At 48.1% G+C, this 14252-nt stretch carries 14 protein-coding genes; all 14 read right to left on the bottom strand.

Annotated elements, in window-relative coordinates:
* Window positions 1–3: 3 nt before the first annotated feature.
* Complete coding sequence (gene rodA, locus ABNS04_RS06295) at window positions 4–1128, bottom strand: rod shape-determining protein RodA (RefSeq protein ID WP_006955183.1); 1125 nt, start codon at window positions 1126–1128, stop codon at window positions 4–6.
* Window positions 1115–3007: a penicillin-binding protein 2 gene (gene mrdA / locus ABNS04_RS06290; protein WP_006955182.1), complete on the bottom strand. Its 1893-nt coding sequence runs from the start codon at window positions 3005–3007 to the stop codon at window positions 1115–1117. The genes rodA and mrdA overlap by 14 nt, the downstream gene beginning before the upstream one ends.
* A gap of 23 nt (window positions 3008–3030) precedes the next feature.
* Window positions 3031–3501 carry a 23S rRNA (pseudouridine(1915)-N(3))-methyltransferase RlmH gene (gene rlmH, locus ABNS04_RS06285; protein WP_006955181.1) on the bottom strand — a complete coding sequence of 157 codons (471 nt, stop codon included), beginning with the start codon at window positions 3499–3501 and terminating at the stop codon, window positions 3031–3033.
* Window positions 3502–3822, bottom strand: a complete 321-nt coding sequence (gene rsfS / locus ABNS04_RS06280) for a ribosome silencing factor (RefSeq protein WP_006955180.1) — start codon at window positions 3820–3822, stop codon at window positions 3502–3504.
* A 66-nt stretch (window positions 3823–3888) separates the two neighbouring features.
* Window positions 3889–4524, bottom strand: a complete 636-nt coding sequence (gene nadD / locus ABNS04_RS06275) for a nicotinate-nucleotide adenylyltransferase (protein ID WP_272978174.1) — start codon at window positions 4522–4524, stop codon at window positions 3889–3891.
* Window positions 4493–5578 (bottom strand): DNA polymerase III subunit delta, encoded by a 1086-nt coding sequence (holA, locus tag ABNS04_RS06270; RefSeq protein WP_272978175.1) that lies wholly within the window; start codon window positions 5576–5578, stop codon window positions 4493–4495. Before holA ends, nadD begins: the two co-directional genes overlap by 32 nt.
* A 2-nt stretch (window positions 5579–5580) precedes the next feature.
* Window positions 5581–6084 (bottom strand): LPS assembly lipoprotein LptE, encoded by a 504-nt coding sequence (gene lptE, locus ABNS04_RS06265; RefSeq protein WP_006955177.1) that lies wholly within the window; start codon window positions 6082–6084, stop codon window positions 5581–5583.
* 1 nt (window position 6085) lies between these two features.
* Window positions 6086–8665, bottom strand: a complete 2580-nt coding sequence (leuS, locus tag ABNS04_RS06260) for a leucine--tRNA ligase (protein WP_006955176.1) — start codon at window positions 8663–8665, stop codon at window positions 6086–6088.
* 59 nt (window positions 8666–8724) lie between these two features.
* Complete coding sequence (locus tag ABNS04_RS06255) at window positions 8725–8922, bottom strand: hypothetical protein (RefSeq protein ID WP_348671236.1); 198 nt, start codon at window positions 8920–8922, stop codon at window positions 8725–8727.
* 32 nt (window positions 8923–8954) lie between these two features.
* Complete coding sequence (gene lnt, locus ABNS04_RS06250) at window positions 8955–10535, bottom strand: apolipoprotein N-acyltransferase (protein WP_348671235.1); 1581 nt, start codon at window positions 10533–10535, stop codon at window positions 8955–8957.
* On the bottom strand, window positions 10532–11416 hold the full coding sequence (gene corC, locus ABNS04_RS06245) for a CNNM family magnesium/cobalt transport protein CorC (protein ID WP_006955173.1): 885 nt from the start codon (window positions 11414–11416) through the stop codon (window positions 10532–10534). The genes lnt and corC overlap by 4 nt, the downstream gene beginning before the upstream one ends.
* A gap of 18 nt (window positions 11417–11434) precedes the next feature.
* Window positions 11435–11905, bottom strand: a complete 471-nt coding sequence (gene ybeY, locus ABNS04_RS06240; RefSeq protein WP_272978177.1) for an rRNA maturation RNase YbeY — start codon at window positions 11903–11905, stop codon at window positions 11435–11437.
* On the bottom strand, window positions 11889–12896 hold the full coding sequence (locus tag ABNS04_RS06235) for a PhoH family protein (RefSeq protein WP_006955171.1): 1008 nt from the start codon (window positions 12894–12896) through the stop codon (window positions 11889–11891). Before ABNS04_RS06235 ends, ybeY begins: the two co-directional genes overlap by 17 nt.
* Before the next feature lie 23 nt (window positions 12897–12919).
* On the bottom strand, window positions 12920–14251 hold the full coding sequence (miaB, locus tag ABNS04_RS06230) for a tRNA (N6-isopentenyl adenosine(37)-C2)-methylthiotransferase MiaB (RefSeq protein WP_348671234.1): 1332 nt from the start codon (window positions 14249–14251) through the stop codon (window positions 12920–12922).
* Between the last annotated feature and the right edge of the window lies 1 nt (window position 14252).

Below are 14252 nucleotides of genomic sequence, written 5' to 3'. Positions count from 1 at the left end.
TTACTATTGATAGCCATCGCGGATTACAAGCCTATGATGGGTTGCCGCTGACATAATAATCCCAAAACCAGCCATCAAGGTTACCATGGATGTGCCACCATAACTGATTAGCGGCAACGGTACCCCGACAACGGGAAGTAATCCAGAAACCATACCAATATTTACAAAAACATACACAAAAAATGTCAGAGTCAGCGATGCTGCGAGGAGTTTAGCGAACATATCTTGTGTTCTTAACGCGATGATTAACCCACGAATAATGACAAAGGTATAGAGTGCCAGCAATAAGGTGACGCCGATGAGCCCGAATTCCTCACTAATGACGGAAAAGATGAAATCGGTGTGACGCTCGGGTAAAAACTCAAGTTGAGATTGAGTGCCATGGAGCCAGCCTTTGCCATCAATGCCACCGGAGCCAATGGCTATTTTGGATTGGATAATATGATATCCGGAACCTAAGGGGTCGAGCTCTGGGTTTAGAAAAGTGAGTACCCGCTGACGCTGATAGTCATGCATTAAGTAGATCCACAAAACGGGTAGGAAGGCTAGTATGAGCATGACGGCAAAGACAATTAAGCGCCAACTCAAACCGGCAAAGAAGATAACGAAAAGTCCGGCGCTTGCGACTAACAACGAGGTACCTAAATCAGGCTGCTTAGCAATCAGAAGGGTCGGTAACAACACCAATGCGAGCGCTGCGGCTATTCTTAACAAGCGCGGTGGCAGGGCGCGTTGATTGATGAACCACGCAATCATCAGCGGCATCGCTAACTTCATAATTTCTGAGGGTTGAATCGTCACAGGACCGAGATCGAGCCAACGTTGGGCGCCTTTGCCGACTTCGCCAACCAATAATACGGCGATGAGCAACAATACGCCTAATCCATAAATTAACGGTGAGATACGTTCGTAGAATCGTGGTGGCAGTTGCGCGACGACGAAAAGGGTGGCCAACGCAGCACCAATACGAATAGCCTGTCGTACGACCATATCCATGTTTTGCCCACTTGCCGAGTAGACGATAAACAGACTGGCGATGCAGAGGCTCAGTAAGCCGAGTAGTAAAGGGCCATCCAAGTGTAACTTTTTGAGCAACGGGTGACGCTGACGTTCTTCAGTCGTTAGCACTTTCGACCTCCTCATATTGCTCAGGGTGATAGCGCTTATGCCATGTATCTAATAGTCGACGAGCTGCTGGAGCGGCAATGCTACCGCCACCCCCAACCACGTTTTCAATTGCAACAGCGATGACAACTTCAGGTGATTCAGCCGGTGCGTAGCCTATATACATTGCATTATCGCGATATTTTTCGGCGACCTCTTCTGCAACATATTCCTCGTCTTCACCCAAGTTAACAACTTGTGCCGTCCCGGTTTTACCTGCGGATGTGTACGGCGCATGACGAAACGCTGAATGAGCGGTTCCGTGAATGCTGGAAGTGACTTCGACCATGGCGTCGTGCACCACTTGCCAGTAGCTTTGTTTATCGACTTGTACGGGCTGATTGTATTTCGGTTCTACCACTTGCATATCGTCTAACGTTCCATAACCTCGCAGCAACCTCGGAATAACGAACTCACCATTATTTGCCATCACACCCGTTGCAGCCGCAAGTTGCATTGGCGTAGCGGTCCAATAACTTTGTCCAATACCTACCGATAGCGTTTCTCCTGCATACCATGGCTGACCGTAACGGGCGCGTTTCCAGCCGCTATTGGGCATAATCGCAGGAATTTCTTCAGCAATATCGATGCCGGTTTTTTCGCCAAAGCCAAACTGATGCATGAAGTCAGAAATTTGATCGACACCGAGTTTGAGAGCCAAATCATAATAAAATGTATCGCAGCTCTCTCGGATAGCTTTACTGACGTTGACCCAACCATGACCCCAAGCAAGCCAGTCGCGGTAGCGCCGGTCGACCCCTTTAATTTCGAACCAACCGGGGTCCCAAATGCGAGTCGTCGGTGTAATCTCACCTGATTGTAAGCCTAGTAATCCGAGTTGAGGTTTAATAGTAGAGGCGGGCGGATAGCCGCCCTGGGTTGCACGATTCAGCAAAGGACTGTGTCGGGAATTCAGTAATGAACGATAGCGATCGACTGAGATGCCGCTAACAAACCAATTGGGATTGTAACTAGGGGTGCTCGCCATCGCGAGAATGCCCCCCGTTTGCGCGTCCATCAGAATGATCGAACCGCGATTTTCTCCCAGTATTTCAGTTGCTTTACGTTGTAGTTCGATATCCAGCTCGAGCACAATATCTGAGCCCGGTGTGGGCGGCTCAGTGTTCAGCGTACGCACTACACGTCCACGATTGTTCACTTCAACGCTACGATACCCCACCTCACCATGAAGTTGTTCTTCATAGTATTTTTCGATACCCAATTTACCGATGGTTCGACTCGCCGCATAGTTGGGTAGACGTTCTTCCTCATCTAAGCGCTGCACATCACGACGGTTAATTTTAGCGACATAACCTACGACGTGAGTCAACAGATCGTCGAATGGGTAGTGGCGTACCAATCGTGCTTCGATTGAAAAACCGGGAAACTTATGTTGTTTGGCAGCAAAGCGAGCAATTTGTTGCTCGTTCATATCATCGAGTACGGTGACATGATTGAAACGACGCTGAGTTTTCACATTCTGCTCAAAGTCTTCAATCGCTTCAGGTGGGATTTCCAGTAAGTTAGCAATACGCGCAACTTGTTGTTCGAGGTCGGTAACTTCCTCAGGAATGACTTCTAAGCTATAAACGGGTAAATTCTCAGCCAGTAATGTGCCATTACGGTCGTAAATCAAGCCTCGATTCGGCGCGATTGGAACGAGCTTGATACGATTATCATTTGAACGGGTTTGCAAGTCGTTATATTCATCGACTTGTAAGTGATAAAGGTTGCCAAGAATAACCGCGAATAAGCCGATAATAACAACAATCGCAAAAATCACTCGTCCAGCAAACAGGCTGGATTCAGCATCATGGTCTCTGATCGGCGTACGAGTGCGCATTTAGCTTCATTACCTTTATATCGTTATTCCCGATGGTACGGGTGATTATTATTAAGACTCCATGCACGGTACAAACTTTCAGCGACAATCACGCGTACAATAGGGTGAGGCAATGTGAGCGGTGACAGTGACCAGCGTTGTTCGGCGGCTGCTAAGCACGCATCTGACAATCCCTCAGGTCCACCAATCAGTAATGACACATTGCGACCATCCATTTGCCAGCCCGCCATTTGCTGAGCTAATTGTGGTGTGGTCCAAGGTCGGCCATGAACCTCAAGTGTCACGATACGATGACCTTTGGGTACCGCTGCTAGCAAGGCTTCACCTTCTTGGCTTTTGATTTTACCTAGCTCAGCCTTCTTTCCCCGCTTTTGAGGCGTGATCTCGACAAGATCCAAGCTCATGTCACGGGGAAATCGTTTTTGATATTCTTCAAAGCCGCTGCTAACCCAGGTTGGCATTTTATTACCAACAGCGAGCATCTGAATGTGCACTTATTGGCTCCAGAGCTTCTCAAGTTGGTAAAAGTCGCGTATAGACTCTTGCATCACGTGTAGCACCACGTCACCTAAGTCAACCAGTACCCACTCGCTTTGCTCACCACCTTCGATACCTAATGGAGGGATACCTGCGTGTTTAGCTTGGGTCGCAACATATTCAGCAATACTTTTAACATGTGTTTTAGAGTTGCCAGAACAAATAACCATGTAATCAGCAACGTCCGTTTTACCATGCACATCAAGGACCTGAATGTCACGTCCTTTTAAATCATCGACTTTATCAATGACAAATTCGCGCAGTTGTTCAACTTGCAAGTTTTATTACTCCCATCGACTTTGACAAAAGTTAGAGTGTATCAGATTATCGCGCTATAAACAGCATCACAATGGGCTTGAATACAATCCGTGATGACGAATGTATGTCATTACCTGAGATGGTATTTCTGCGCTGTCACCTGAGGCTAAAGCGTCCCTAACCGCAGTTGATGACACATCAGTCAGGGTGGTATTAGCAATATAAATACGACCACTTGAATCCTGATAGAGTTCATCGGGCGAAGATACTTGTCGGTCATGCAGTAATTGAGTCACCGTTGAGTTAGCCGTCCCGAGCTGATAACCGGGGCGAGGCAGGACAACCAGGTGAGCACAAGCGAGGATGGACTGCCAATCAAACCATTGGTCAAAAGTAAGTAACGAGTCCATACCCATAATAAAAGCCAGGGTATCATTAGGGTAGTGTTCACGCATTGCGGCGAGTGTTTTGGCAGTATACGACGGACCGTCTTGGTTTAGCTCGAAAGGTTCGGCACACATGTGCGCATGAGATCTGATAGCGCATTCGATCATGGCCAAACGGTGCGCGCCATTAGCACGCGGTTGGGGCCTGTGCGGTGGTACCGCGTTGGGCATCAAATGAATAGTAACGTAATTAAGCTCTTCGACTAGCGCCTTTGCAGCATTAAGATGGCCACAATGGATAGGATCAAAAGTACCGCCAAAAATCGCTCTCAACATGACTATACACACCTAATTGTTGGCTGATGGACGCAGGTAATTGGGGCGAGGACAATAACACAACGAGATGATAAAGCAGAACATCAAGTGGCTCGTCGCGGTCTCCTTTTATTGCACGCTCAATGCGCTCTGCCAATGCAATCATTTGCTTGATGGAATTATCACTGTGGGTGCTAGCACGTGCTGAGTAGGCAGACTGTTGCGAGCTCCATACTGCAAATTGTTTAAATACGGCTTGGTGATCCAATCCATGCTGCGCGTTGACATGTAATTGGCTGATAATCTGCACTTCGCGCTGTAGCATCCAATTAAGAATATTCAGTTCAATATCGTTATCAAGTAACCGCTCCAAACGATGAATGGCTTGACTCAGATCCTGTGCTGCAATGCTCTCTTGTAATCCGAATACATCAAATTGACTGCTATCTGCGACGCGCTCGTAGATTTGCTTCTCGTCTATTTGTGGTGGATTCGGTAGCAATGACCATTTGATAAACTCTTGTTCGAGTGCAAAGAGATTGCCTTCAAACCAGTTACTTAAAACCTCAGCCGCTGTTTGTGATAACTGCAGTTGATGGCGCTGCGCGCGTTGCATTACAAAACGTGGTAACTGACTGCGTTTGGGGGTGAAAATTTTAACTTGCAGTGCCTGTGCTGCAAGCGCTTTGAACCAGCGACTATTGAGTTGTTCCTTTTTGAGCCGAGGACCCTTTAAGATAAGCAACTGGTCAGGATTCGGTTGTTTAACGTAGTCGACTAACGCATCTGAACCCGGTTTACCGGGTTTAGCTTCGGGCAACTCAATATCGAGTACTGTGAAGCTACCAAATAGGCTCATTGATTGTTGCTGGAGGGAAAGTTGACCCCAATCAAATTCGGCATCGGCACGCCAACGCTGATACTCCGGCGTACTTGATAATTGTTGATTGAGGCTGTGGCGGATTATTTCGTCGCAATCTTGCTGCAACAGAAGCTCGTCCCCAAACAGCAAAATGACAGGCGGAATGCGTTGTTGCAAACTGCTCGCGAGCTGTTCAGGGAAAATGGCTTGCATGGTTAGTCCGAGAACTCTGAGATCAGTTGACGCACTAAACGGCGAGTCGCTTCATCTCGCATTTCTGATACCAAGAGTTCACGCTCTCGTGTTTTGGCGAGAGCAAAGTTCGGATCATCTTGGTAGTCGCGAGCAACTTCGACTTGGCCGTTATACTCGGTTTCGCCATCACGGATGACCTGATAATTGATTTGGTATATCAGTTCATATTCCGCGACTTGTCCACTTTCAAATAACGAGAGTGTACGGCGTTCAAGCTGATCGGAAAGTATACGCACGATAGTGGTGGAGTTGCTTGTACCCCCATCTACTACCTGAATACCTGCGGTAAGTAACCGTTGCGTCAAGCTCGCCTCGAGTTCTAATGAGTCAATACTATCGAGTCGAACGGCCTGAAGATTAGCAGGAAGCTGATAGCTATCTCTTAGTTGGAAGCTACAGCTATTAAGCCCGCCTAAAAAAAGCAGGCTTAATAACACAGCGGTTACTGGTCGTAGGTACGCCATATTAACTCACCACAATATTGAAGATTTTGCCTGGGACATAGATCTTCTTGCGAATGGTTTTACCGTCGGTGTATTTTTGTACAGATTCATCGGCTAATACGAGCGATTGTACTTCTTCTTCGCTCGCGTTAGCAGCGACGGTCAGCTTGGCACGTACTTTTCCATTGACCTGAACAACAATGAGCTTTTCTTCTTCGACCAACGCACTGTCATCGACACTCGGCCAGTCTGCAGCGATCAGGCTATCTTGATGACCGAGTTGCTCCCATAAATGCTCGCAAATATGCGGTGTAATCGGTGCCAACATACGAATCATGGCATCAATCGCTTCACCCATCACGACGCGGTCGGCTTCAGTCTCAACAGGCGCCTTTTGTAGGTGATTAAGTAGCTCCATGATTGCCGCAATTGCGGTGTTAAAGTGTTGGCGACGACCCATGTCATCACTCACTTTGGCTATGGTCTTGTGAAGCTCGCGGCGCAGTGCCTTCTGATCTTTGTTGAGCTCAACATCATTCTGATGATAGCCCCCCGCCTCGATGAAGTCATAGGTTAATTTCCATACACGACGCAAGAAACGTTGAGCACCTTCGACACCGGAATCCGACCACTCCAAGGTCATTTCAGGTGGCGCGGCAAACATCATAAATAAACGAACCGTATCGGCGCCGTAACGCTCGACCATAGTTTGTGGGTCGATACCGTTATTTTTCGACTTTGACATTTTGCTCATACCCGCGATTTCGACAGGTTGACCATCTGCTTTGTGGCGTGCTGAGACTACGGCACCTTTGTCGTCTTTATCGAGTTCGACGTCGAGCGGAGAAATCCACTGTTTGCCGCCTTTGTCATCCTCACGGTAGAAACTGTCAGCCAATACCATACCTTGGCATAGCAGGCGCTTAAACGGCTCATCGGATTCAACGAGACCTGTGTCACGTAGCAATTTGTGGAAGAAACGCGCATACAACAGGTGCAAAATAGCGTGTTCAATGCCGCCGATATACTGATCCACTGGGAGCCAATAGTTGGCTTTTTCTGGATCGAGCATGGCGTCATCCGTTTGTGCGCTGCAATAGCGCGCGTAGTACCATGACGACTCCATAAAGGTGTCGAAAGTATCGGTTTCATGTTCTGCCGGTTGTCCTTGATACTCTGTTTTGCGCCACTCAGGATCAGCTTTAATGGGCGATGTAACACCGTCCATTGTGACATCTTCAGGCAAGCGGACCGGTAGTTGGTCTTCTGGCACGGGCACTGATTCGCCATCGGCAAGATTCAGCATTGGGATAGGTGTCCCCCAGTACCGTTGACGAGAAACACCCCAGTCGCGCAATCGGTAATTCACACTACGCTGACCCACGCCACGTTGCTCCAGCAAATCAGCAATCGCGTCGAAGGCTTGCTGTGACGACATGCCGTTGTAGTCACCTGAGTTAATCACTTTACCTTTTTCGGTAATCGCCGCGGCTTTAATATCACCTTCGCCACTAAACGGCTCGATAACAGGAACGATAGGCAGTTCATATTTGGTCGCGAACTCCCAATCACGCTGATCGTGACCTGGCACTGCCATAACGGCACCTGAACCGTAATCCATTAAAACAAAGTTAGCGACCCACACGGGAATCTCTTCGCCGGTCATTGGATGAACCGCGCGGATCCCCGTATCCATGCCGAGCTTTTCCATCGTGGCGATATCTGCTTCAGCCACTTTGCTATTTTTGCACTGCTCGATAAAGTCGGCGAGTTCAGGGTTACTTTTGGCAGCTTCACGTGCGAGCGGATGCTGTGCGGCTAGCCCCATGTAAGTAACACCATAAATCGTGTCAGGGCGGGTGGTGTAGACACTCAGCGACTGGTCGCTGTTGGCCACTTTGAATTCAATTTCTAAGCCTTCAGAACGACCAATCCAGTTACGCTGCATCGCCTTAACTTGTTCTGGCCAACCATCCAATTGGTCTAAATCGTCAAGCAACTCATCTGCATAATCGGTAATTTTGATAAACCACTGCGGAATTTCTTTTTGTTCAACTTTAGCACCGCTGCGCCAACCGCGACCATCGATTACTTGTTCGTTAGCAAGTACGGTTTGGTCAACAGGATCCCAGTTAACGGTGGCGTTCTTTTTATAAACCAAGCCCTTTTCATATAACTTTGTAAAGAACCATTGCTCCCAGCGGTAGTACTCGGGTGAGCAAGTGGCGACTTCGCGTTGCCAGTCATAGCCAAAACCTAAGCGCTTAAGTTGCTCGCGCATATATTCGATGTTTTGGTATGTCCACTTGGCTGGCGCGGTTTTATTTTGAATGGCGGCATTTTCTGCCGGTAGACCAAATGCATCCCAACCCATCGGCTGAAGCACGTTCTTGCCTTGCATCCGTTGATAGCGAGAGACCACATCACCCAGCGTGTAGTTACGCACGTGACCCATGTGGAGCTTGCCGCTTGGGTACGGGAACATCGAGAGACAGTAGAATTTCTCTTTCTCTGGCTGTTCAGTGACTTCGAACACTTTATCTTCTTGCCAACGTTGCTGAATGGCTTGTTCTATCGCGGACGGGTTGTATTGTTCTTGCATAGGTCGTTTTATATCCGATATTGGTTACTGCATAGTCAGGCGGCAAAGCCGCCTTCGAATTAGCTAATGGCGTACCACATTACAAACATGATGACTAAGCCAGCCACACCAAAGAACGTAAATTCAAAACGCTGGCGCTGGCGAACTTCAGAATCATCGGTTGGTGCTGCTAAAAAGAACATTGCTAAGCTGGTGAGGCCGAGTCCACCAGAGGCAACCAGAACTGCAAAGAGAATGGCATCGAGAATGTTTTCCATGACTACTTTTCCTATTTACCCAATTAACACGATTATTGTACTGATTTTTCCTGCGACTGACCACGGTCAGTGCGATTAAATAGCCTGATTAAAGGTAGTAATGACAATACAGCAAGCAGGTCAGCAGGCCAGTTTCCCCATTGCTGAAATAACGTTGTGCCGCGTACCACGGGAAGTTCTGCAGAAACCGTTGTCGCTTTAAATTGGGGCGCGATAGCGATGATGCGACCTTGTTCATCAGTCATCGCACTCACGCCGTTATTGGTCGAGCGGATTAACGGTCGACCGAGTTCCATTGCACGCATGCGTGCGATTTGCATATGTTGCCAAGGACCATGAGAGTCACCAAACCAAGTATCGTTGCTGACAGTAATTAGGTAGTCAGTATCGGCGCTTACGTTCGCACGTACCTGATCGGCAAAGACAATTTCATAGCAGATGGCAGCTGCCAAGCGGTGACCGTTGGCTAATAAGTTAGGTTGAATATATTCACCGCGTTGAAACGATGACATCGGCAAATTAAATAACGGAGCGATAGGGCGCAACAGATTCTCAAAAGGGACAAACTCGCCAATCGGTAATAGGTGGTGCTTTTGGTAACGGTTGCTGCTGCCATACTGATAAGGCGTATCAAATCCATCAATACCCGATTCATCGCCCAACACAATCATCGTGTTGTAGAACTGATCACGGGTACTTTGATAATCAATAATACCGGATATTAATGCAGCGCCGTTCATTGCCGCCGATTGATCAATGGTGCTCAGTACGTCATCTGCGTAGGGTTCAAGTGCTGTGATGGCGGACTCTGGCCATACGATAATATCGTGTTGGTAGTTCGGACGGGTAAGATCTAAATAACGCAATATATTAGGCCACTGCTGATCAGCCTGCCATTTAAGCGTTTGTGAAATATTGCCTTGTACCAATAACACAGATGTTTTGGTGTCAGTACGGTGCAACGGTTGCAATTTAGGCAGTATATAACTTGCGGTAAAAAATACCAGTAGCATCAGTGCCGCGTAAATTCGGCACCGTAACGACCCCACGACTGCCGCTGCGATAGACAATGCTATAAACCACAGTACGGCAGTAATGCCTCGCTGACCGATAGTCGATGCTAAACCGCCCAGCCAAGCGTCCGTTTGCGTATAGCCGAGCTGTAACCACGGAAAGCCGGTAAATAACCAACCTCTTAGCCACTCGGATATGAACCAAAACAACACCAAGCTAAAATACGCGTAAGGCACTTTGAGACTTAATTTACGCCAGCTGTAAAAAGCCAAAGCAGGGAAGAGCGCAAGATAAGCGATTAACAAACCGAGTACCGCGATATCGGCTATCAGCGGCATACCACCATAGGTATCAATGCTGACTAAAATCCAACTTAAGCCGGCGCCCAACCAACCAAGACCAAATAAAAAGCCAGCTCTAAACGCCTGTTTAGGCTTGAGCGGTTTTATAAGAAGCACCACGCAGGGCAGTACTACCAGCGGCAAGTACGTATGCGTGTAAGGTGAATAAGCAAACGTCAGTGATGTACCCAATAAAACCAGTACGATGTGACGCAACCAACCCACCTGATTGAGTGCTTCAAGCCGCTTGTGGATCACCCCTGCGATTCCTCGGTATATGTATCCGATGTCGGTGGTGTCACCTGTAATTGTTGAATTCGACGCTTGTCCGCACTGGTGACCTTAAATGTGAACCCAGATAGCGTGATTTGCTCTCCGGGTTGTGGCAGGTGACCGAAGCCGTGCGCCACTAGACCACCCACTGTATCGATTTCATCGTCAGCGAATTGGCTGTTAAAATGGTCATTAAAGTCTTCAATGGTAGTGAGTGCTTTAACAGAGTATCGAGATGCACTTAAGCGTTTAATATCGGCTTTATCGTCATCATTGTGATCGGTTTCATCCTCGATCTCGCCCACGATCTCTTCTAAGATATCCTCGATGGTGACCAAGCCCGATACACCACCATACTCGTCGACGACGATCGCCATATGATAGCGGTTAGACCTAAACTCTTTAAGCAACACATCAACCCGTTTGCTCTCTGGCACAATGACTGCTGGACGCATGACTTCGGATAACGAGAAGCTGTCTTCAGTGAAATTAAAGCCGTAACTGAGTAAATCTTTCGCTAGAAGAATCCCTTCGACATGGTCTTTGTTGTCGGTGACGACGGGGTAGCGGCTGTGTTGTGATTCGATCACGATAGGCAGGAACTCCTCAACGCTTTGGTGAATATCAATGGTCACCATTTGCGAACGAGGAATCATAATGTCACGCACTTTAAGTTCAGCGACATCGAGTACACCTTCGATCATTTCCTTCGTATCGTTATCGATCAGGTCCCGCTCTTCAGCGTCCTGAATTAAATCGACAAGTTCTTCTCGGCTTTTCGGCTCTCCAGCGAATACCTGTAACAGTTTGGCTGCCCAAGATTTTTGCGAAGAGCCGCTGGCTGAGTGGGGATTGTCGTCGCTCATTCAGAGTGTTGCTCCGTGTTAATGATTAATTTGGTAAGGATCAGGAATATCGAGCCGTGCCAGTGCATCTTTCTCGATGCGTTCCATGTGCTCGGCTTCAGCATCTTCAATGTGATCGTACCCTAAAAGGTGCAGAGTACCGTGTATCACCATATGCGTCCAGTGATGCATGAGCGGTTTCTGCTGCTCATCCGCCTCACGCTCTACCACCTGTGCGCAGATTACCAAGTCACCGAGTAGAGGAATTGGCATTTCGATAGGCGCTTCAAACGGGAAAGACAAGACATTGGTCGCATAGTCCTTACTACGAAATTCATGATTTAGACTGCGTCCCTCAGCTGGATCAACGATACGAACCGTTAATTCGGCTTCAGTATTGTCATAGCCAGCGAGTGCTAACGCAGTCTCTACCCAAAGCTCAATATCCGCTTGTTGAGGGAGTTCACCCGCTGTCTCGCAGGCGACTTGATAATCAGCTTGAACCTTCACGGCGCTCCTGTCCTGTATCAAACTCCTCGTAAGCTTGCACAATGCGTTGCACCACCGGGTGACGCACAACATCGCCGGCTTGGAAGAAGGTAAAACTAATGTCCGGTACTTTACTAAGGACTTCAATCGCATGGCGCAAACCAGATCGTTGCCCTCGCGGTAAGTCGATTTGAGTAATGTCGCCAGTAATTACTGCCTTGGAATTAAAACCAATACGGGTGAGGAACATCTTCATCTGTTCCATCGTAGTGTTTTGGCTTTCATCTAAGATAATAAAGGCATCGTTGAGCGTGCGCCCGCGCATGTATGCTAACGGTGCGACCTCAATCACATTACGTTCAATCAGTTTTTCGACTTTCTCAAAGCCAAGCATTTCGAACAAAGCATCGTATAAAGGACGTAAATAAGGATCGACCTTTTGAGCTAAGTCTCCTGGTAAAAAGCCCAGTTTTTCGCCGGCTTCTACCGCTGGACGTGTCAGCAAAATACGACGGATCTCTTGGCGTTCGAGCGCGTCAACGGCACAGGCAACAGCAAGATAGGTTTTACCTGTACCTGCCGGTCCAATACCAAAATTGACGTCGTGCGCGAGAATCGAACGCACATAGCCCGCTTGGTTATGATTGCGTGGCTTGATAAGACCTCGTTTGGTCTTGATATGCGTCATTTTCTCCGCCGCCGGATCTGTGTCGTCTTGCTCAAGTACTTTGGCTTGCTGAATAGCCAAATGAACCTGCTGCGGTTCGACATGACCCTCTTGACCTTTGACGGTGGCAGTCTCGACATAGAGGTCGCGCAGAATATTCTGCACTGCAGCAACGGTGTGCGCGTGTCCAATTAAACGAAAGTGATGACCGCGATGGGTAATTTCCACACCCAAGCGGCGCTCGATGTGTTTGAGGTTCTCGTCAAATGGACCACAGAGATTAGAGAGCCGACGTAAATCCGTCGGCTCTAGTTCAAATTCAATAGTTTCGGTACGTTGATTCAATCGAATCCTCTTCTTTGCTAGTACTAAGGTACGACTCGAGCAACACCTAATGGATCGGGTTCTTCCGCCTTGTTGCGTTGCAGAATCGTTTCTGGCGCGGTGTCAATCCGAAGGCCCATATCGGCTTCTTCACGAATTAACTCACCTCTCAGTGAGTTAGGTAATACTTCGGTGATTTTGACATCGACAAACTTACCAATCATATGGGGTTGCCCAACGAAATTTACAACCCGGTTATTTTCGGTACGACCGGTTAACTCCATTGGATTCTTTTTCGATGGCCCAGTCACTAAGATACGTTGTTCAGTATCCAACATCCGGCGTGCATGTGCCATTGATTGCTGGTTAAGTCGTTGTTGAAGCAACTGTAAACGCTGTTTCTTGGTCGCTTCAGTGACGTCGTCAGGTATATCGGCAGCAGGTGTACCAGGACGCGCACTGTAGATAAAACTGAAGCTCATATCAAAGTCGATGGCTTGAATAAGATCCATCGTCGCTTGGAAATCAGCATCGGTTTCACCGGGGAAACCGATAATAAAGTCCGATGACATCGCAATATCAGGACGCGCTTTCTTTAAGGCGCGAATTTTTGATTTGTACTCTAACGCGGTATGTCCGCGTTTCATCATCGTTAACACGCGATCCGAACCACTCTGTACCGGTAAGTGTAAATGACTGACCAGCTCAGGAATCGTTGTGTAAGCCTCGATAATATCGTCCGTAAATTCGACCGGATGCGAGGTGGTGTAACGAATACGATCAATACCATCAATGGCAGCAACAAGATGCAATAACTCGGCGAAGCGGCATACAGAACCATCAAAATGCTCGCCACGATACGCATTAACATTTTGACCGAGTAGGTTGACCTCACGCACGCCTTGCTCCGCTAGCTGTGCGATTTCATAGATCACGTCATCGACAGGGCGGCTGACTTCTTCACCACGCGTATAAGGCACGACGCAGAACGAGCAATATTTTGAGCAACCTTCCATGATAGAGACAAAGGCACTCGCGCCCTCGGCTTTTGGATCGGGTAGGCGGTCAAATTTCTCGATTTCTGGGAATGAGATGTCGATCATGGGTTGGTGGTCTGAACCGACCTGCTTCACCATTTCAGGTAAGCGGTGCAAGGTTTGTGGACCAAACACAATATCAACGAACGGTGCACGGGCGCGAATAGCGTCACCTTCTTGCGATGCGACACAACCGCCCACACCAATTAACAAGTCGGGGTTGGCTTGTTTTAAATGCTTCCAGCGTCCGAGCTGATGGAACACCTTCTCTTGAGCTTTTTCACGGATCGAGCACGTGTTTAGCAGGATAAGGTCAGCCTGTTCGGCTTCTTCGGTCAGT

Origin of the sequence: uncultured Idiomarina sp., assembly GCF_964010655.1 — a bacterium.
Lineage (GTDB): Bacteria > Pseudomonadota > Gammaproteobacteria > Enterobacterales > Alteromonadaceae > Idiomarina > Idiomarina baltica.
The sequence above is the reverse complement of the archived record's forward strand: the minus strand, read 5'-3'. Positions and strand labels throughout refer to the sequence as shown.

Excerpts from the sequence above, each read along its gene's own strand:
- mrdA (WP_006955182.1), bottom strand. The coding sequence starts at position 3,007 with ATGCGCACTCGTACGCCGATCAGAGACCATGATGCTGAATCCAGCCTG.
- nadD (WP_272978174.1), bottom strand. The coding sequence starts at position 4,524 with ATGTTGAGAGCGATTTTTGGCGGTACTTTTGATCCTATCCATTGTGGC.
- holA (WP_272978175.1), bottom strand. The coding sequence starts at position 5,578 with ATGCAAGCCATTTTCCCTGAACAGCTCGCGAGCAGTTTGCAACAACGC.
- lptE (WP_006955177.1), bottom strand. The coding sequence starts at position 6,084 with ATGGCGTACCTACGACCAGTAACCGCTGTGTTATTAAGCCTGCTTTTT.
- leuS (WP_006955176.1), bottom strand. The coding sequence starts at position 8,665 with ATGCAAGAACAATACAACCCGTCCGCGATAGAACAAGCCATTCAGCAA.
- ABNS04_RS06255 (WP_348671236.1), bottom strand. The coding sequence starts at position 8,922 with ATGGAAAACATTCTCGATGCCATTCTCTTTGCAGTTCTGGTTGCCTCT.
- corC (WP_006955173.1), bottom strand. The coding sequence starts at position 11,416 with ATGAGCGACGACAATCCCCACTCAGCCAGCGGCTCTTCGCAAAAATCT.